Consider the following 18109-nt stretch of genomic DNA (forward strand, 5'->3'; position numbering starts at 1 on the left):
CGCTGTGAGGCGTGTTAACTTACCTACCGCTGCTTATCGCAACAAAACCAACCACTGAAACACGAGGAGCAACAATGACGGACAATTACGACCCGTATAACCCGGCGCCTGTTGGTCACAATAGACCGCCACTTACTGCGTACGAGACCATCAAACAGGAAATCGAAGACCTGTTCGATGAGGCTAAGAATTTCGCGGACGGCGAAGCAATCGACAATCAACAGTTGGCCGATGCGATCACCGAACTGCACGATAAGTTGCATGAGGCCGGAAAGCGCGCCGACGAGGCTCGCAAGGATGAAGCAAAGCCACATGACGATGCGAAGACAGAAATTCAGGACCGCTACAACAAGCTGATCGGCAATACAAAGTCTGTCAAAGGCAAGGTTGTTCTCGGCAAGGAGACGTTGCAGTCCTTGCTCACGCCATGGCGCAATAAGGTTGCCGCGGAGAAGGAAGCGGCAGCACGCGCCGCTCGTGAAGAGGCTGACCGCATTGCGCGAGAAGCACAGGAAGCCATCCGCGCCAGCGCAGGCAACCTCGAAGAGCGCGAGAAAGCCGAAGAGCTGCTTGCCGAGGCCAAGAAAGCCGACCGATGGGCCAAGCGCGAAGATCGGTCAGCAACGACCGGCACCGGGCTGCGCACTATCTGGCGCTGTACGCTGGAAGATGAAGGCAAGGCACTCGACTGGGCATATGGCCGAGCGCCAGAGCGCTTCAAGGAATTGGTGCAGTCGATGGCCGAAGAAACAGTGCGCGCCGGTATGCGTCAGGTGCCGGGATTTAAGGTCTGGGACGAGCGGGTGGCCAGGTGATGGACCATACAATAGAGAAAGTCGTCCGCCACTGGGGTTTTGGCGATGCGCCGAACGGATACATACCGCGAAAACTTGATGACCTCATTAATGAATTGATGCAGGCGCGCCTTGAAATCCCGCAAGAGTATTGGGGCGATGCGTATATCGAAGTCGATGAATACGACGGCACACCCAAACTCATAGTCGCATATGATCGCCCAGAAACGCCAGAAGAAACCGTAGCCCGTAAAGCCTCAGAACGCGAACATTGGGAGGGGCAAATAAAAGAGGCGCACAAGCGGGTGGCATATTGTGAGGCTCATCTTGCAATCATCTCCGACAGCCCGATTGCTGCTGTGCAGGAAGGCGGCGATAATAGGAGAGCTGCTTGATGGCTATCATTAAAGCTGGAACCATCCTTGCTTTTTGCGGCGGTGAATGGAGCGACAAGTGGACTACGCGCCCATTCACCGTCCTTAAAGACTTCGACCAGCAAGTGGTCGTTGATGCATATAGGGCCGGTTTTGTCCCGAAAGATGAATGGGATGAACTTGACGAGCACGGTTTTGCGGGGTGGCTCACTCGATCTGGATATATCGAAGACGTACCAAATTCTTATAACTGGTACGTCGGGGCATATGGGGAATTTGATCCGCAGATTGCGACGAGTGCAAACCATGGATAGCGGCGATACCGTCCTCGGCGGAATGGTGATGGCGTACATCATTGGTGTGCCAATCGCATTAGGTATTGTTCTGGCAAAGTTAGGCGCAAATGCCGCTGTCGCGGCGGTGTTTCTGGCTTTGGTCTGGCCTGCTGCGTCTCTCACATGGCTGGGCTACTGGCTGGCCTCTTAACACCAACACCCCGCCAGCCACCAACTGGCGGGTTACCACCATGAAACACGAGGAGATGAGGATGGACGCCTACGCGCGTTTCCTGCAAGGGAAGGCTATTGCCGATCCTGTGACTGGGATGACCGACATTCCGGAACTAAGCCAGACGCTAAAGCCACATCAGCGTGATATCGTGCGGTGGGCTTTGCGCCGTGGGCGTGCTGCTATTTTCGCTGGCACAGGTCTCGGCAAGACATTAATGGAACTGACATGGGCCGAGCATGTCTCGGACTACACCGGCAAGCCAGTGCTGATATTCGCACCGCTGGCAGTTGCAGCACAGCATATCCGCGAGGCCGCGAAGTTTGGCATCCCGGCGCGTATTGTTGCATCGCAGTCGGACGTTGGGCAGGGCATCAACGTCACAAATTACCAGAAGATGGATCATTTCTCGCTAGAAGAATTTGGTGGCGTTGTGATCGATGAAAGCTCAATCCTAAAGTCCACAGACGGAAAGTATCGCAATCGACTGATTGAGGAGTGCGCGGCAATACCATTTCGTCTCGCTGCGACTGCCACCCCTGCACCAAACGACTTTATGGAGCTTGGCAACCACGCGGAATTTCTCGGCGTCATGTCATATACCGACATGCTGGCCACGTTCTTCATCCACGATGGCGGCGAGACACAGAAATGGCGTCTGAAGGGCCATGCTGAAACCGAGTTTTGGAAGTGGATGGCGTCATGGTCTGTGATGCTGCGCAGGCCTTCCGATCTTGGTTATGACAACACCGGATACGATCTGCCGCCGCTGACATATGACCAGCATACGGTGCAGGTGGAATATGCGCCGAGCGTCGAGACAGGGCTACTTTTCCCTATGGAAGCCCGTACGATGCAGGAACGCATTTCGGCGAGGAAAGACAGCGTAGGCGAACGCGTCGCGCTTGCTGCCCGTCTGACGCCAAATGACAGGCCATTTGTATGGTGGTGCAATCTGAATAGCGAGGCTGATGCACTTGCAAAGGCTATACCGGGCGCTGTCAACTTGTCTGGATCGGACAAGGACGACGACAAGGAACGCAAGATTGCTGACTTCCTATCCGGCAAGGCGCGAGTGTTAGTGTCCAAGCCTTCGATCTGTGGCTTTGGCCTCAACTTCCAGCACTGCGCTGATACCGGCTTCGTCGGCCTGAATGACAGCTTCGAGCAGATCTTCCAAGCCGTTCGTCGCTTCTGGCGGTTCGGTCAGACCAAGCCTGTGAACGTCCATTTTATCGCGGCAGAAACCGAAGGCGCGATCGTCGCCAACCTGCGCCGCAAGGAAGCCGACGCCGAACGAATGGCTGCGGCGATGGTCATGCATATGGCCGATCTATCCAGCGAGGCTGTTCGGGGCGCTGTACGCGACAAGCCGAACTACAACCCGCAACAGCCTATGCAAATACCGGCGTGGCTCACCACCAACGCCGTAGCCCACTAACCGACACGAGGAGAATTTCATGAGCAAGAGACTTACCGACCAATCTATCGAAACGAAAACCGCCGCGGTGAAAGCCGTCAGCCAAGTCGTCACTGAAAATTACGCCATCTATGAAGGCGACGCTTGCGAGCTCATTCGTGGAGTACCGACGGGAACGGTGCATTTCGGCATCCATAGCCCGCCTTTCGAGGGCCTTTATCGGTTCAGTAATTCCGACCGAGACATCAGCAACAACGATGGCGATGGCTTTTGGGAGCACTACGCCTACCTGATCCAAGAATTGCTACGCGTGACCATGCCGGGCAGAATCCACGCAGTGCATTGCATGCAGTTGCCAACCAGCAAGATCAGACATGGCCATATCGGCATGCGCGACTTCCGCGGTGAAGTGGTGCGCGCATACGAAGATGCAGGTTGGATCTTCCACAGTGAAGTTTGCATCTGGAAAGATCCAGTTGTCGCGCAGCAGCGCACGAAATCCATCCGTCTTCTGCATAAGCAGATCACCAAGGATAGCACGATCAGCGGGCAGGGACTTGCTGACTATATGCTGATGTTCCGTAAGCCGGGCGATAATCCTGACCCGGTTGATGGCATGTTCGATCGTTATGTCGGCTATGGCAACGAACCGACGGCACTCGCGGATCGGCTGGCATCTGGCGAAGATCGGGCGAGGGCAGAGAAGTGGTTCTCGATTGAAGTCTGGCAGCGTTATGCATCGCCGGTCTGGATGGACATTAACCAGACACGCACCCTGCAATATCGATCAGCGCGCGACGAGAAGGACGAACAGCACATTTCGCCTTTGCAGTTGGACGTTATCGAGCGTTGCATCGAACTGTGGAGCAATCCCGGCGACGTCGTTCTGACGCCATTTCTCGGAATCGGTAGCGAGGTATACGGCGCGGTTGCTGCCGGGCGTAAGGGTATCGGGTTCGAGCTAAAGCCGTCCTACTTCTCGCAGGCGGTGCGGAACATCGCGGCGCTTGATAACCGGCAAGACAACATCTTCGACGTAGCCAACGACAACAACGCGGAGATTGCAAATGCAGCCTGACGATGTGTGTGCTGTTTGCCAGAGACACGCCGTAGGCCTCGGCGTGCAAGCAGACCGCGAGCCGATCCGCTGGCTGTGCAAGGAATGTGCCGACATTGCCGAACATATCCGACATCGGCGGCGATTGGATCCGTACGAGCTGCGCGCCCTTGATAAGGGCGTCGAGGCGGTTGGGGAATACTTGCAAGAGTTGGGAAAGACCGACCTTAAGGACATGGACGAACTAGAGGCACGGATGCTCGTCAAAGCCGCGTGGGAAGGCTGCGGGCGAGGGATGCGTGCGGCCCTTAGTGAAGCTCCATTCTGAGGTAGCCATGACAGCCTATTACAACGAGTTTGACCCGAAAGCGGCGGCTTGGTTGCGCGAGCTAATCAAGGCTGGCCACATCGCACCGGGAGATGTTGATGAACGTTCAATTGTCGATATTCGACCTTCCGACCTTATCGGATACACGCAATGCCATTTCTTCGCCGGGATCGGTGTCTGGTCATATGCGCTCCGTAGAGCAGGATGGCCAGACGACCGCCCCGTCTGGACCGGTTCCTGCCCATGCCAGCCTTTCAGCGCGGCAGGCAAAGGAGCAGGGTTTACTGACGAGCGGCACCTATGGCCGCACTTCCACTGGCTTATTGAAAACTGCCGCCCTCCAGTCGTCTTTGGCGAGCAGGTTGCGAGCAAGGACGGACTTGGCTGGCTCGACCTTGTACAAGCTGACCTGGAAGGATCGGGCTACGCCAGCGGGGCGGTCGATACCTGCGCTGCGGGCTTCGGCGCGCCGCATATCAGACAGCGGCTCTATTGGGTTGGAAAAAGGTTGGAATACGCCGAGGGCGTCGGACGGCTCGAACGGCGGGCCGAACCAAGCGGGTGGCGCGCTGACATCGGATGCGGCTTTGGCATCGTGGGTGACGCCCGCTTCGCGGGACTGGAAGGACAGCGGGGCGGACATTCGTCCACGTTCGGACACGGGCAAGGATCGGTTCGACCAGTTGCCGAGGCAAGCGAATTTGGCGGGCTGGCCCACGACCACGACGACGGATGCTTTGCGCCATCCGTCACCGGATTTCACAACTCCGAACATCACTTTGAACCATGCGGGTGCGCTAGCGGGATGGGCGACGCCAGTCGTACAGCAAGCGAACGGGACGCCGGAGCGATTTCTGGAGCGCAAGCGCGAGAGTATGGCACGGGGTTCGCAGTCGATGGGGGTGAGCCTGTCCGACTTGAATATGCAGGTACAAGCATGGGCGGCAGACAGCCCGGCCCGACTAACGGCCACTGGCGAGATGCTGATTGGCTCTTCTGCCGGGATGGAAAGTGGCGGCCAGTTGAACCCGGCACATTCCCGCTGGCTCATGGGGCTGCCGCCCGAGTGGGACGATTGCGCGGTTACGGCAATGCAATCGTTGCGCCCGCAGCGCATGCGTTCATCGAAGCGTACTTAGAGACCGAGATAATGCCCGCCAACGACAATAATACTGATAACAGTCGTGTAGCGTGAAGCTCTACGCACCTCTTCTCCCTTCGTAAAGCGGCGCCCATTCTCCGATGAGTGCCGCTTCGAGGATATTCATTACTCTTTGGGGTGTTGTGTCAGGAAGTAAAAAGTCAATGCGTACAGTGTTAGTCCAGATCCAATCTTTAACATTCTCAGGGGTGATTGGCGCGCCGTCGAGTGGTGACGCAGCGCAAATACTCCTAGCGAGAGTACTAGGTACAGATGGGATTAAGTGATAATGGTGATAGCTATAACGCGACTGGTTCCTTTGACTTGCTTGGCCCACTTTCAATGTAATCAAGCTATCCCGTAAGTGGAATGAGTAAATAGCTTTCTGGCTTCTTGGTAGCGGTGGGATTGGTTTGTCATGCACCAAAATCCGCTGCTCAACCAATGCACCATCAATATCGCTGAAGTGCTGGATAAGCTTGCTTCTCAAAAAAGCCAGTGAAAGCTCAGCCTTATGCGACAATGGCTGAAGCGATCCGTCAAGAAACATACATCCCCCCTATTTCTCAGGGAGACTTTATGCAAATTTCGCAGGAACTCAATACCGACCCCATGCTCGACGTTGCCCTGTCCTACATGGCACGCATCTGGCCTGTATTCCCGTGCCGTGCCGCCGACGAGGAGTTCGTCGACGAAGACGGCATCATTGAAATTCTCGCCACCAAAACTCCGCTGACCTCAAATGGTTTCCGCGGTGCGACGCTGAATGAGCGCATTGTGCGTGAGCTTTGGCGCCGCAATCCCGGTGCTATGATCGGCGTACCGACCGGCGCGCCTATTGGCGCGTGGGTGCTGGACATTGACCCGAAGCACGGCGGGCCGGACACCCTAACAGCATTGGAGGCCGAGCATGGTGCTCTGCCTGCCACGCTCACAGCTGAAACCACGAGCGGCGGCCGACATTATTTCTTCAAACACAAGGCTGGCGTTCGCAACCGTGGCGCACTTGGTGCTGGCATCGATGTTCGCGGCGACGGTGGCTATGTCATTGCGGCTGGCAGCGTGCCTGCTGTTGGCCAGCCTTACCGCTGGCTGGTCGATATGGAGCCGGTCGATGCGCCGGACTGGCTGCTGGAGCTTGTCCTGCCACGGTCATACGACAGCACGACCATGTACCAGGCACCATCGGTCTCGGGCACGATCAACGATCGGTATGTCGAGCGCGCGGTACAGTCCGAGTTGGACGACCTCGCCATGGAACCAATGGGCAACCGCAACAATCGTCTGAACGACGCTGCGTTCCGGATGGGCACGTTCGTCGGCGCTGGAGCTTTGTCGGAATCCGAAGCGCGGGCCTTGCTACAGGATGTGGCTCGTGGTTGGGGCAGGGACTTCCCGCGTTGCTGCAAGACAATCGACAACGGGCTAAAGGCTGGCAAGATGCATCCGCGTCAGGCGCCGGAAGCGGTCAACGACAATACCAAGCTCGTGGACATCACCCGTATGCTCGATAATGCACGGGCGAAGGTTGATGAGCAGCGTGAACCCGAAGCGCACAACGACGATTCAGAGGCGCCGCCCGTCGAAGATGACCCCACGGACCAACCTATCCTCGCAGCCACGCCGTTCCAGTGGAAAGACCCGTCGACACTGCCCCGCCGCGAGTTTGCTTTCGGTCGGCACTTCATCCGCAAGTACGTCTCTGTGACCGTTGCGCCGGGTGGGCTTGGCAAAACCGCGAACAGCATCGTGGAAGCGCTGGCCATGGCGTCGGGCAAGGCTCTGAACGGCGTGAAGCCGCCGCGTCGACTTAAGGTCTGGCTCTTTAACGTCGAAGATCCGCGCGACGAACTTGAGCGACGCATCATGGCCGCGTGCATTCACTTCAATCTCAAACCGGAGGACATCGACGGTCATTTGTTCCTCGACAGTGGCCGCGAGCAAGAGCTTGTCGTTGCTATCGACGACAAGAAAGGCGTTAAAATCCAAGAGCCGATCGTCGAGGCAGTTGCCGAAACCATCCTTGCCAATGGTATTGACGTGATGATCGTCGATCCGTTTGTTTCGACGCACCAGGTCAATGAAAATGACAACGGTGCAATCGACAAGGTCGCGAAGCTCTGGGCGCAGATCGCGGACTATACGAATTGCTCCATCGACATTGTGCACCACCTGCGCAAGGTGAGCGACCGTGAAGCAACCGTCGAAGATGCTCGCGGTGCCGTGGCGCTGATTGGCGCAGCGCGTTCGGTGCGGGTGTTGAACCGAATGTCGGAAGGGCAAGCGAATGAGGCCGGTATTCCCGGCATGGATCGGTTCGGCTATTTCTCAATCACATATGGCAAGTCAAATCTTACACCGCTGTCGCATCGGCTGGATTGGAGGCATATCGAAAGCGTGGCGCTGGGCAACGGTCGAGGTCTGACGCAGCCGCAGGACCATGCGCCTGTTGTGACCGAATGGCATTGGCCATCCAGCGAGGAAGTGGCCGAAGGACTGACGGACAAACAGAAAGACGCAATCCGCGGCGCTGTAAACGGCGGCATGTATAAGCAGGCGCCGCAGGCCAAGGATTGGGTTGGGCACGCCGTGGCTTATGCGCTTGGGCTGGACATCGACGACGAGGTGCAGAAGAAGCGGACCGGCCTCATTACCAAGGCGCTATTCAAGGAAGGCTTCTTGGCAAAGGTCGAGGAGCGCGACCCGGTGCAGCGGAAAACGACATCGTTTGTGAGGGCGGTTTAGGCGCGCCGGTTACGCAGCGCAAGGTAAAGAAAAGCGGGGCTTAGGCTCCGCTTTTTTCGTAGCGAAAGGAGCAATGAGATAATCGGCGTGAAATTCCCATTATTTAAGTTCGTAAGGGGATGTTTGAATAAGAGACCTTTTTGTCTGCGTCCTTTACGCCAGCTTTTTCCAGCTCTAGTACGATGGCATCCCAAACCGGAATAGGGAACTGAGTTGGTCCGATCAATACGTGTTCTAGCAGATCGGGAATAGAGATACCTGTAGTCCCGTTCAAAACGTCATCAGTTAAAGGAATCTTGTATACTGGTTGTGGAATCCCGGAAATACACTCAACGTCTAGGCCCAAGTTTCCACGTTCATCCAATTTCTCTGTGTGCATGATACGCCATTCTTTTTCTTCGTGAAAACCTGGGTGCTTAGTACACATCGCTACGCCACGAAGTAGCAAACAAACGTATCCCTTTATAGATTCTCGGTCCTTTTTGCTCAGATAAACACGATTGGAATCGATGTTTTCGGCAATGGTGAAGAGTACATCGCGTAGTTTTCCGTCATCAAAATAGTATACCGGTGAGCTGAACGCGCCGAACTTGTCATTTAGGCTGTACAATGGGATAGGATTAATTACCAAACCCACTCCGACTTGGTTTGCGTTGTAAGAACGCCACATGGAAAGGCGACCATAATCATTTTCTGTAATGTCATGCTCCGAAAGACATGTAACGTAAGTTTTGTTTCGTAACTGAAAAAGCCATCCGTCGAACCATTTAAGGCATTCCGACGTAAGCTCAGTGAATATAGAATCCAGAGCTTTCCCTACCGCAATAAGTCCTTTTTCAGCCTCGGTATCGACCGGGGGTGAGACTGACCGCTGCAGTAGCTGGAAACCATGTTCGATTTCCATGAAATCATTCATGCATCGCACGTTTCTCATCCAAACGTTGCCATTCCTTATGATCGAAATGGCTGCGGCTGCAGATGTATAGTGAATCAATCGTTTGTTTAACCGAAAAAGGTCATCGCGCCGTTTGCTTTCATGTGGCACGAAAATGCTTCGCAGTTTAAACATATCTTGCAGGTCGTCATTAGACTTCATCGCAATCCCGGAGCACGAATCGAATCTCTGACTGACATAATACACGGCAAAAAAATAATGCTTCTAGATCTTTGGATCGTAGATTCCAGCCCTTCCATACAACCGGCTGTCACAATCAAAATACAACTTCTGATACTGCGTACTTCTTTTTGCGCACTTCTCGAAAAACCCTAAAAGAAGTTCGCAGATGCACGCTGCTTTTGGTGCGTAAGAGTTCTTATATAGAAACTTACGCACAAAGCGCGCGGCGCGCAGTTCTCGAATTTTGAGAAGTGCGCACTCTTCCTGATTTTTGCCAATTCCAGAATACAACCTGATTCAAGGATGGCCCAAAATATTTGCCGGGCTATGTCGGCCATTAACACGACATTTATTGAGGCATTCCACACTCCTCTTGCCGCTACCAACGGCATACCGCAATAAACACGAGGAGCTCACATGGCACGCAACCGCACGCGCGCGCCTTCATCTACGACCACGACCGCCACCAAAACACAAACCGTCCGCATCAACGGCGCTCGCGTCAAGATTACCACCCGCAATGGCCGCGTTACTACCAAGCCCGCCTTGCCGCTCGAATGGGAATTACAGGCGGCACAAGTAGCCAGCCTGCGCCGACTGCCACAGTACCAGCGCCAGTTCCTGCTGGCGGGTGACATGAACGCCAGCAAGCGCGGGCCAAGAGCCCAGGCTCAGGCAATCGCAACAGGAATGACCAGCGGCGAACCTGACCTCCGCATCTACGGCGAATACGGTCGCCTGCTGATGATCGAGAACAAGGTCGGGCAGGGAAGACTGTCGCCGGCCCAGAAAGACCGCCACGCTGCCCTACAGCGGCTGGGCTACACGGTTCTGGTCATTCGGGCCACCACAACGACAGAAGCCGCTGAGCGCGCCGTTACGGCGGTTCTGGAGTGGCTGGCAGAGACGCACACCACCAAGGCCGCCTAACCAACCAAACCAAAACACGAGGAGTATGATTATGATCGTAGCGAACGATAATATACCGTCAGAGTTTGCCATTGTTGGCACACAGCGCTTTTTACCGTCGTCCCATATGAGACGTTTTATGGCGGAGGAGTGCATGGAACCGGTTGGAGGATACTTCTTGCGGGTTAAGGGCAACGACCGACAGAAGTATTTCGTGGCCGCCAAAGTTCCCCGCGATGAAAACGGACACCAGACAGGGACATGGTGTGTCGAGTGGCACACGACAGAGCGCGGAGCAGCGAAGGCTGTAGCGCCCGGTTGGAAATATTACGAAACCCACGATTATTTCGAGGACGCCGCCTAATGGGGAAAAATTCTAGACACGGGTCTATCGCAGACCAGCTTAAGATGTTGATGGCTTATCGCAATCGACCGGATGGTGAATACGAGCCGATGCAGACAAATTGGTCTGTAGCTCCGGCGATGAACGATAATGATCCTGAAGAAGTCGCTGAAATGGGGTTCGAGCGCAAGAGGCTGGTTACGCCATCAGTGCAGGCAATCATGGATAGTGTTAAGTCCGGCCCCGTGGTGCGTAACGACAAGGGACAGATCGTTGCCATAGGTCGCCTTGAATTCAGCGACGGGGCGCAGACGGAAAAAGGATATGTTCTAGGCATCGACGGGGATGTTATTCAGGCAGATATACGCGTCCCCACTGGCGGCATGCTGAAAACGCGGGACAAATCTGATTTGCAATCAGGATCATCGCCCGATCATCGCGACATCAAGGCCAGCAATCAATATTTCGAGGAGGTGCTGGGAACCCTACCGCACCGATACATCCCGTCTGGCAAACGGCGTAACGGCAAAAGCTACACGTCAGAAGAATCCGCGAAGATGTTGGCAGAAGCCTACGCGAATACCGATATGGAAAAGGTGACTTATACTCATTATCCGAAAGGCCTGCCCTGCGGATCGCCACGCGTCGCTGACAGTTTCTTGGGCATGCGCAAGACAACATGTGCCAGTGGTGGCGGTGAATCGTGGGAGGATACCCTTTCTGCCATGATTGACAGGAAAGTCTGGTTTGATGCCCTGCAGGAGTTGAAAGATAAGGACAGGGAAGTTCTGGACGCAGCTATGTCGGCGGACAATATGGCAGATATAGGAGGCCAAGGACACAAGCGGACGCAAGAGCGCCGAGGAAAGCGTCGGCTGATAGCCGCAAACGACAATCTTATGGCCGCCATAAAAAAAGTTGCGGCGTAAGCGCCGCTTTTTGCGATCTCACGGAGAGTATAGTGAAGGGGTTCAACCGCTATGCGGTTGCCCCGCACTGTTCCGTGCGCGAGGCGACGGACGCTCGGTCATGTTGCAGTTGGGTGCAACCGCTGAACCGGGCGTAACTATCGGCAAGGCAGCATAGCTGAGAAGGTTGCGGTTCGTTCGTGGCCGTTCCTTGCCACTTCCACAGCAAACGCAGCATCATCATACGGATGAACGCGATCCGCCTGCATTATGCGCAGGGACGGTGACCGTCACATCGTGGTCGGGATAACCATGGACACCCGGATGCTGAAAAGGCCACTGCAGGGTCGTTCGTTTGCTGCCTTCATCCAGCGCCGTTTCTCCTCCGGCTGCTGGTTCGGCGGGTTGAGCCTACACCGTGTGTAACAGCACGGCGAACGTGGCTCCCCGCCAGCTGATTTCATGCGGAGTGGAGAAGTAGTTATCTCGCCGGTCTCATAAACCGGAGATCGTGGGTGCAAATCCCACCTGCCGCAACCAATCAAAAACAGAATGGCATCTGCAATTCTTGACCTCTTGCAGATGTTTGGCAGCGGGTGAGCGACGGCTCCCCGCTGTTTTCACTTGAGGTCAATCCCCAAAAATGGAGTCAAGCCATGGGAAACAAAATCATAGACGTTACCGGATTGCGTTTTTCTCGACTTGTAGCAAAGGAGATGCTTCCCTCTAACGGGAGGGGATCGAGATTTCTTTGTGTGTGCGACTGCGGCAGTGAGATGATTGCCAAAGGAAGCAACCTGCGGAGCGGAAATACCAAAAGTTGCGGATGCCTGTCGGAGGAAGCCAATGTAAAAATTGGCGACACACTACGGAGGCATGGTCACACTTGGAAACATAAACCTCCGTCACCTACATATTCATCTTGGATGGCGATGAAACGCCGTACCATGTATGAGAAACACCCTGCCTATCAACAGTATGGCGGTCGAGGAATATCCGTTTGCGACAGATGGCTGAATGGCGAAAGTGGTCTACCGGGTTTTGATTGCTTTCTTGCGGATATGGGCGAGCGCCCAGATGGCGCTACATTAGATCGTATTGATCCAAATGGGAATTACGAGCCGAGCAATTGCAGGTGGGCAGATAAACGCACACAATCGAGAAACCGGCGACGTAACGTCCTCAATGAACGATTGGCTTCTGATATACGCCAAGACAGAGAGCAAACAGGGTCGTCTTATTCGGTATTGGCAAATAGATATGGAGTTGCGTCGTCGACGATAGCCCAAGTAATTCAAGGCAAGACATGGGCGTAGACAGACGCAGCGATAAGGCGTCATCGTACCGAAAGCTGTATAAGACTACTCGGTGGGCTAGACTGCGCGAACGCCAACTATCTGAACATCCATTATGTCAATGGTGCTTGGAGCGTGAGATTGTGGAAGTTGCGACCGAAGTGCATCACACCGATGGTGGGCATAAAGGCGACGTCAATAAATTTTGGTCTGGACCGTTCATTAGCACGTGTAAGTCATGCCATTCATCTCGCGGTCAACGAGAAGATCTAGGTCAAAAGATCGTCACCTTCGATGCGTCAGGATGGCCGATTGATTAAAGTGATGCATGAAGAAAAGTCGAAAAAATGTTGAAAAATATCACTTTTTTGAACATTTTGCTTGACGACCATCGACCGATGTGATATCATGGAGGGTCACCCTCTCGACCCCGCCTCCGGGGGGCATCGAAAAATCCAGAGGGCCGTCCGCCCCGGACCGGCGGGGACCCACAGCGCACGCATCCGCAATTGAAAATATGACCCCATAAGGATTTCATTCCATGGCAAAGCCGAGAAATCCCCTCGGCAAGGCCAAAGTCGAGGGGCGAGACAAGAAAGACCCACAGCGCTTCAAAAACCGCGCAGACCCCGCCGCAAACGGCCCGCTTGGCGCTCCTCCCGTCTGGTTGAAGGACGGTGCCGAAATCAAGGCGAAGTCAGCCTGGAAGTTGTTCGCGAAAGAGCTGCCGTGGCTGAATGAATCGCACCGCACGCTTGTCGGCATGGCCTCGACTATTCAGGGCCGCATCATGGCCGGACAGGAAGTTGGCGTACAGGCGATGAATCTGCTTCGCCAGATGCTTGGCCAGATGGGCGCAACGCCTGCTGATGCTTCCAAGGTGGCGACACCTGACGAGGGCGAGGAAAAGGATGATTTGCTTGACTGATATGCCTGCGCTTGAGCGTGTGAGCGCTTATGCGCAAGCTGTCATTGATGGCAGAGAAGTTGCCGGCCCTCACGTTCGCAATGCCTGCCGCCGCCATTTCGACGATCTCGAACATGGGCACGAGCGCGGGCTATATTGGGACGACGATGCTGCCGACCGCGTGTTTCGGTTCTTTGAAGGGCGACTCAAGCTTTCCGAAGGCCAGTTTGAAGGCAAGCCGTTCAAGCTGCATGCCTCACAGGCTTTCAAGCTTGGGTCGCTCTTCGGCTGGAAACGGGCCGACGGTTCGCGCCGCTTTCGTCGCGCCTACATCGAAGAGGGCAAAGGCAACGGTAAGTCACCGTTTGCTGGCGGAGTCGGTCTGTATGGCCTGATTGCCGACAGGGAAGCCGGCGCCCAGATTTATGCTGCGGCCGCCAAGAAAGAACAGGCGGGAATTCTCTTCCAGGACGCCGTTAAAATGGTGCGCGCAGCACCTGCGCTGGTCGAACGACTGAAGTTCAGCGGCGGTATCGGGCGCGAATTCAATATCGCGCATCACAAGTCGCAATCGTTTTTTCGTCCGATCTCGAAGGATTCCGGCAAGTCCGGCTCTGGTCCGCGTCCGCATTTTGCGCTTTGTGACGAGGTGCACGAGCATCCTGACCGCTCGACGATGGAAATGCTTGAGCGCGGCTTCAAGTTTCGTCGTCAGCCTCTGCTCCTGATGATTACGAACTCGGGCAGCGACAGAAACAGCATTTGCTGGGAAGAGCACGAGCATGCCGTCAAGGTTGCAGCAGGGACACAGACGCCGGATGAGGATTTTACCTATGTCGGCGAGGTGATCGATGACACGACGTTTTCCTACGTCTGCGCGCTGGACAAGGGCGACGATCCGCTCAAGGACGAAACCTGCTGGAAGAAGGCTAACCCGCTTTTGGGCGTTATCCTGACGCAGGAATATCTGGCCGGTGTTGTCGCGCAGGCAAAGCAAATGCCGGGCAAGCTGAACGGCATTCTGCGCCTACATTTCTGCTGCTGGACCGATGCCGACAAGGCATGGATGCCGCGCGAGACCGTCGAAAGCGTAATGGACGATTTCGATCCTGAAGTTGAACACGCTGACAAACCCGTTTTCATGGGCGTCGACCTGTCCGGTAGCAAGGATATGACTGTGCTCGCGTGTGTTGTTCCTACTGGCTTCAAGGAAATGGAGCGGGAAGACGGATCTACCGTCAATCTGCCGACGTTTGATGCGTGGGTTGAGGCTTGGACGCCAGCCGATACGCTGGAAGCGCGAGAACAGGCTGACAAGGCGCCATATGCGCTTTGGGTAAAGCAGGGCTGGTTGAATGCCCCGCCCGGCAAGCGAATTCGATATGACTTCGTAGCCTCTCGGGTCCAGCAACTCGATCAGGCGTTCGATATCAAGGCCATCGCCTACGACCGATATGCCTACGACAAGTTCCGCGAGGAAGTCGAAGCGCTCGGGTTGGACATTGAACATGTCGCACACCCGCAGGGCGGTAAGGTTCGGGCACGTCCCGAGCCAGCAAAGGTAGAAGCGGCGAAAGCTGCTGGCTTACCGCCGCCGCAAGGCTTGTGGATGCCGGGCTCGGTTCTGGCGCTCGAAGACATGATTATCGACGGTCGCATTCGATTGCGGCGGAATCCGGTACTTATGACCGCCCTGATGGGCGCCACCTTCGATCATGACCCGCAAGACAACCGATGGTTCGTCAAGACGAAGGCATCAGTGCGCATCGACGCTGCTGTCGCTTTGGCAATGGCGGTTGGTGTGGCGATGGATACACCGATCGAGCCAGCCGACATCGACGACTTCGTCAACAACATGATCACTATAACCTGGTAGGAGTGCCCATGGGCCTTTTGACTTGGGTCGGGAAGCCTTTCGGGCTTCTTTCCGGCCCATGGCGCGCATTCTTTGGAATGTCGACGACAAGCGGCGAGACGGTCACTTATGAGCACGCCATGCAGCTTGATGCTGTCTGGGCGTGCGTGAACCTGATTTCGAATGCCGTAAAAACGCTGCCCTGCAATGTCTACAAGGGCGATGGCGTTGACGTCGATTATGAGAATCCGCTGTACGAACTGCTGCACGACTTGCCGAACTTGGACGATAGTGCGTCAGATTTCTGGGGTATGGCTGCCCTTTGCCTCTGTCTTGATGGCAATTTCTTTGCGGAGAAGAAGAAAAATGGCGGTCGCCTGGTAGCGTTGAACCCGTTCAATCCGCTTTGCGTTGATGTGAAGCGGGATGACCGGAACAACCGCTATTACGAGGTCACCGAGCAGTACAAAAACGGCAAGAAGGGTGGTGTCCGTAAAATCCGCGAAGAAGACATGCTTCATGTCCGCGGATTGGTCATGCCTGGATGTGATCGTGGCCTTTCGCCTATTGCCGCGCAGCGCAATGTGATCGGCAACGCCATGGCTGGCGAAAAAACGTCTGGCCGTATGTTCAAAAACGGCATGATGGCCTCGGTCGTCTTGTCGTCAGAACAGGTTCTGAAGCCCGATCAGCGCAAGCAGATTGCGGAATCGTTGCAGGCATTTGCCGGTGCCGACAAGGCAGGCGGGATCGCGGTACTGGAGGCGGGTTTGACCCCGTCGCAGATCACAATCAATCCCAAGGATGCGCAGATGCTTGAGACGCGGCAGTACAGCGTCGAGCAGATTTGCCGCATTTTCGGAGTGCCGCCTGTCATGATTGGCCATGCCGCAAATGGCACGACGACTTGGGGCAGTGGGATCGAACAATTGATCCTGCAGTTCACCAAGACCTGCCTCACTCCCATGCTGAGAAGCATCGAATCGGCAATCTACCGCGACTTGCTTGATGCAAAGACCCGCAAAACGACCGTCGTAAAGTTCAACATGGAAGGCCTGCTTCGCGGCGATAGCCAGGCGAGGGCGGAGTTCCTGCAGAAGATGGTTCAGAACGGCATCTACACGCCGAACGAGGCCAGAGCTTACGAGAACAAGCCAAAGATGGATGGCGGCGACGAATTGATCGTCAATGGCACCATGCAGCCTCTGTCCATGGTCGGACACAACGGCGAGCCTCCGCTGGATGATACACAGCCAAGCGCTGGATAAGGGAAAATCATGAAATTCGAACACATTTTGACGGCCTTCGAGGCCGAACCGTGGGCGATTCAGCGCGAAAAACTGGCCGTTTTGGCTGATGTGCTTGCGGCACGTGTGGCGGGCGACAAGCTCGTCACAGCTGAATTTGCAGCGGCTGTTTCTGATGCTCGCGCAAAGGAAATCGCCGAAATTGACGGCAAGGTCGCTGTGATCCCGGTTTACGGCGTATTGGCCGACCGAATGGACCTGTTCTCCGCGATGAGTGGTGGCACGTCCTATGCCGGCATCAAGCGTCAGCTACACAAGGCGCTGTCCAACGAGGATGTGAAGGCGGTTGTTCTTGATATTGATAGTCCTGGCGGCTCGGTACCAGGCACGGACGAACTCGCAACGGAAATTCGCAAACTGCGCGGCGGTGAAAAGCCGATCATAGCGCAGGTCAATTCGCTCGCAGCGAGCGCCGCCTACTGGATCGCCTCGTCTGCCGACGAAATTGTTGTCACGCCGTCAGGACGTGCGGGGTCGATCGGTGTCTATACGGCGCACGACGATATTTCTGCCGCACTGGAAAAGGCTGGCGTCAAGCGCACCTACATTTCGGCGGGCAAGCACAAGGTCGAAGGCAACGAGACCGAACCGCTTGGCAAGGACACGCTGGCCTACATTCAGGACAGCGTAAACCGCTCCTATGGCCGTTTTTTGCAGAGCGTTGCCGATGGGCGCGGCGTCACGAAATCCAAAGTCGAAGACGGATTTGGTCAGGGGAGGGTGTTCTATGCAGAAGCGCTCATGGACAGAGGAATGGCAGACCGTATTGCCACACTTGACGAGACCTTGGCCCGATTGGGCGCGAACACCGAGCCGGAATATGTCCGCCGTGTAAAGGCGTCCAACGCCGCAAAGGCAGAAGCCGCGCAATTGCTGGCCAACAAAATGGCCTCCGGCGAAGAAATCACCAAACGCGAATTCGAGAACGGCATGAAGGGTCTTCTTGGTCTTTCGAATTCGGAGGCAGAGCGGGCCGCATCGCTCTACTTCAAGGAACATCAGGGGGAACCTGATGCTGATGCGGAAAACGCCGCTGTTTCGGCGGCCCTCGAACGGCTTTTAGCCGAAACACGCACTTTCACCATTTAGTATCAGGAGGACA

At 55.4% G+C, this 18109-nt stretch carries 18 protein-coding genes and 1 tRNA gene; 17 read left to right on the top strand and 2 right to left on the bottom strand.

The window, feature by feature from the left end:
- Nucleotides 1-74: 74 nt before the first annotated feature.
- The 8 genes from FHS76_RS02380 (at nucleotide 75) to FHS76_RS22495 (ending at nucleotide 5675) form a co-directional block, all read left to right on the top strand.
- Nucleotides 75-815, top strand: coding sequence for a hypothetical protein (locus tag FHS76_RS02380; protein ID WP_183647572.1), 741 nt, complete (start codon nucleotides 75-77; stop codon nucleotides 813-815).
- Complete coding sequence (locus tag FHS76_RS02385) at nucleotides 815-1189, top strand: hypothetical protein (protein WP_183647574.1); 375 nt, start codon at nucleotides 815-817, stop codon at nucleotides 1187-1189. Before FHS76_RS02380 ends, FHS76_RS02385 begins: the two co-directional genes overlap by 1 nt.
- Nucleotides 1189-1482 carry a hypothetical protein gene (locus FHS76_RS02390; RefSeq protein WP_183647576.1) on the top strand — a complete coding sequence of 98 codons (294 nt, stop codon included), beginning with the start codon at nucleotides 1189-1191 and terminating at the stop codon, nucleotides 1480-1482. Before FHS76_RS02385 ends, FHS76_RS02390 begins: the two co-directional genes overlap by 1 nt.
- Complete coding sequence (locus FHS76_RS02395) at nucleotides 1475-1654, top strand: hypothetical protein (RefSeq protein WP_183647578.1); 180 nt, start codon at nucleotides 1475-1477, stop codon at nucleotides 1652-1654. Before FHS76_RS02390 ends, FHS76_RS02395 begins: the two co-directional genes overlap by 8 nt.
- A 61-nt stretch (nucleotides 1655-1715) precedes the next feature.
- A complete protein-coding gene (locus FHS76_RS02400) occupies nucleotides 1716-3116 on the top strand; it encodes an AAA family ATPase (RefSeq protein ID WP_183647580.1) in 1401 nt (466 codons plus the stop codon).
- A gap of 19 nt (nucleotides 3117-3135) precedes the next feature.
- Complete coding sequence (locus tag FHS76_RS02405; RefSeq protein ID WP_183647582.1) at nucleotides 3136-4173, top strand: DNA-methyltransferase; 1038 nt, start codon at nucleotides 3136-3138, stop codon at nucleotides 4171-4173.
- The gene (locus tag FHS76_RS02410; RefSeq protein WP_183647585.1) at nucleotides 4163-4480 is read left to right on the top strand and encodes a DUF6511 domain-containing protein; all 318 of its coding nucleotides are present in this window, start codon (nucleotides 4163-4165) and stop codon (nucleotides 4478-4480) included. Before FHS76_RS02405 ends, FHS76_RS02410 begins: the two co-directional genes overlap by 11 nt.
- Before the next feature lie 7 nt (nucleotides 4481-4487).
- Nucleotides 4488-5675, top strand: coding sequence for a DNA cytosine methyltransferase (locus tag FHS76_RS22495; protein WP_183647588.1), 1188 nt, complete (start codon nucleotides 4488-4490; stop codon nucleotides 5673-5675).
- 4 nt (nucleotides 5676-5679) lie between these two features.
- Here FHS76_RS22495 and FHS76_RS02420 read toward each other — a convergent pair whose 3' ends face one another.
- Entirely contained in the window at nucleotides 5680-6171 is a 492-nt protein-coding gene (locus FHS76_RS02420) for a hypothetical protein (RefSeq protein WP_183647590.1), read from the bottom strand.
- Here FHS76_RS02420 and FHS76_RS02425 point away from each other — a divergent pair.
- Nucleotides 6144-8366 (top strand): bifunctional DNA primase/polymerase, encoded by a 2223-nt coding sequence (locus FHS76_RS02425; RefSeq protein WP_235992541.1) that lies wholly within the window; start codon nucleotides 6144-6146, stop codon nucleotides 8364-8366. The two genes, FHS76_RS02420 and FHS76_RS02425, sit on opposite strands and share 28 nt — an antisense overlap.
- Before the next feature lie 103 nt (nucleotides 8367-8469).
- Here the strand turns inward: FHS76_RS02425 and FHS76_RS02430 are convergent, their stop codons facing one another.
- The gene (locus FHS76_RS02430; RefSeq protein ID WP_183647593.1) at nucleotides 8470-9270 is read right to left on the bottom strand and encodes a DUF2971 domain-containing protein; all 801 of its coding nucleotides are present in this window, start codon (nucleotides 9268-9270) and stop codon (nucleotides 8470-8472) included.
- 630 nt (nucleotides 9271-9900) lie between these two features.
- Between FHS76_RS02430 and FHS76_RS02435 the strand changes: the two genes are divergently transcribed.
- The 8 genes from FHS76_RS02435 (at nucleotide 9901) to FHS76_RS02470 (ending at nucleotide 18096) form a co-directional block, all read left to right on the top strand.
- Nucleotides 9901-10413, top strand: coding sequence for a VRR-NUC domain-containing protein (locus tag FHS76_RS02435; protein ID WP_183647596.1), 513 nt, complete (start codon nucleotides 9901-9903; stop codon nucleotides 10411-10413).
- A 31-nt stretch (nucleotides 10414-10444) separates the two neighbouring features.
- Nucleotides 10445-10756 carry a hypothetical protein gene (locus FHS76_RS02440; RefSeq protein WP_183647598.1) on the top strand — a complete coding sequence of 104 codons (312 nt, stop codon included), beginning with the start codon at nucleotides 10445-10447 and terminating at the stop codon, nucleotides 10754-10756.
- A gap of 50 nt (nucleotides 10757-10806) precedes the next feature.
- Complete coding sequence (locus tag FHS76_RS02445) at nucleotides 10807-11664, top strand: hypothetical protein (protein WP_235992542.1); 858 nt, start codon at nucleotides 10807-10809, stop codon at nucleotides 11662-11664.
- A gap of 442 nt (nucleotides 11665-12106) precedes the next feature.
- A tRNA-Met gene (locus tag FHS76_RS02450) sits at nucleotides 12107-12183 on the top strand.
- A 1296-nt stretch (nucleotides 12184-13479) separates the two neighbouring features.
- Entirely contained in the window at nucleotides 13480-13866 is a 387-nt protein-coding gene (locus tag FHS76_RS02455) for a hypothetical protein (RefSeq protein WP_183647603.1), read from the top strand.
- 1 nt (nucleotide 13867) lies between these two features.
- The gene (locus FHS76_RS02460) at nucleotides 13868-15721 is read left to right on the top strand and encodes a terminase large subunit (protein WP_183648419.1); all 1854 of its coding nucleotides are present in this window, start codon (nucleotides 13868-13870) and stop codon (nucleotides 15719-15721) included.
- An 8-nt stretch (nucleotides 15722-15729) separates the two neighbouring features.
- Nucleotides 15730-16968 (top strand): phage portal protein, encoded by a 1239-nt coding sequence (locus FHS76_RS02465; RefSeq protein WP_183647605.1) that lies wholly within the window; start codon nucleotides 15730-15732, stop codon nucleotides 16966-16968.
- A 9-nt stretch (nucleotides 16969-16977) separates the two neighbouring features.
- Complete coding sequence (locus FHS76_RS02470) at nucleotides 16978-18096, top strand: S49 family peptidase (protein WP_183647608.1); 1119 nt, start codon at nucleotides 16978-16980, stop codon at nucleotides 18094-18096.
- Nucleotides 18097-18109: the final 13 nt, after the last annotated feature.

This window comes from Brucella daejeonensis, from assembly GCF_014199265.1.
GTDB classification, from domain to species: domain Bacteria; phylum Pseudomonadota; class Alphaproteobacteria; order Rhizobiales; family Rhizobiaceae; genus Brucella; species Brucella daejeonensis.

Coding starts and splice junctions, on each gene's coding strand:
- FHS76_RS02385 (WP_183647574.1), top strand. CDS start 815: ATGGACCATACAATAGAGAAAGTCGTCCGCCACTGGGGTTTTGGCGAT.
- FHS76_RS02440 (WP_183647598.1), top strand. CDS start 10,445: ATGATCGTAGCGAACGATAATATACCGTCAGAGTTTGCCATTGTTGGC.
- FHS76_RS02455 (WP_183647603.1), top strand. CDS start 13,480: ATGGCAAAGCCGAGAAATCCCCTCGGCAAGGCCAAAGTCGAGGGGCGA.
- FHS76_RS02400 (WP_183647580.1), top strand. CDS start 1,716: ATGGACGCCTACGCGCGTTTCCTGCAAGGGAAGGCTATTGCCGATCCT.
- FHS76_RS02395 (WP_183647578.1), top strand. CDS start 1,475: ATGGATAGCGGCGATACCGTCCTCGGCGGAATGGTGATGGCGTACATC.
- FHS76_RS02410 (WP_183647585.1), top strand. CDS start 4,163: ATGCAGCCTGACGATGTGTGTGCTGTTTGCCAGAGACACGCCGTAGGC.
- FHS76_RS02405 (WP_183647582.1), top strand. CDS start 3,136: ATGAGCAAGAGACTTACCGACCAATCTATCGAAACGAAAACCGCCGCG.
- FHS76_RS02420 (WP_183647590.1), bottom strand. CDS start 6,171: ATGTTTCTTGACGGATCGCTTCAGCCATTGTCGCATAAGGCTGAGCTT.
- FHS76_RS02380 (WP_183647572.1), top strand. CDS start 75: ATGACGGACAATTACGACCCGTATAACCCGGCGCCTGTTGGTCACAAT.
- FHS76_RS02425 (WP_235992541.1), top strand. CDS start 6,144: ATGGCTGAAGCGATCCGTCAAGAAACATACATCCCCCCTATTTCTCAG.
- FHS76_RS02445 (WP_235992542.1), top strand. CDS start 10,807: ATGGCTTATCGCAATCGACCGGATGGTGAATACGAGCCGATGCAGACA.
- FHS76_RS02435 (WP_183647596.1), top strand. CDS start 9,901: ATGGCACGCAACCGCACGCGCGCGCCTTCATCTACGACCACGACCGCC.
- FHS76_RS02390 (WP_183647576.1), top strand. CDS start 1,189: ATGGCTATCATTAAAGCTGGAACCATCCTTGCTTTTTGCGGCGGTGAA.
- FHS76_RS02465 (WP_183647605.1), top strand. CDS start 15,730: ATGGGCCTTTTGACTTGGGTCGGGAAGCCTTTCGGGCTTCTTTCCGGC.
- FHS76_RS22495 (WP_183647588.1), top strand. CDS start 4,488: ATGACAGCCTATTACAACGAGTTTGACCCGAAAGCGGCGGCTTGGTTG.
- FHS76_RS02460 (WP_183648419.1), top strand. CDS start 13,868: ATGCCTGCGCTTGAGCGTGTGAGCGCTTATGCGCAAGCTGTCATTGAT.
- FHS76_RS02430 (WP_183647593.1), bottom strand. CDS start 9,270: ATGGAAATCGAACATGGTTTCCAGCTACTGCAGCGGTCAGTCTCACCC.
- FHS76_RS02470 (WP_183647608.1), top strand. CDS start 16,978: ATGAAATTCGAACACATTTTGACGGCCTTCGAGGCCGAACCGTGGGCG.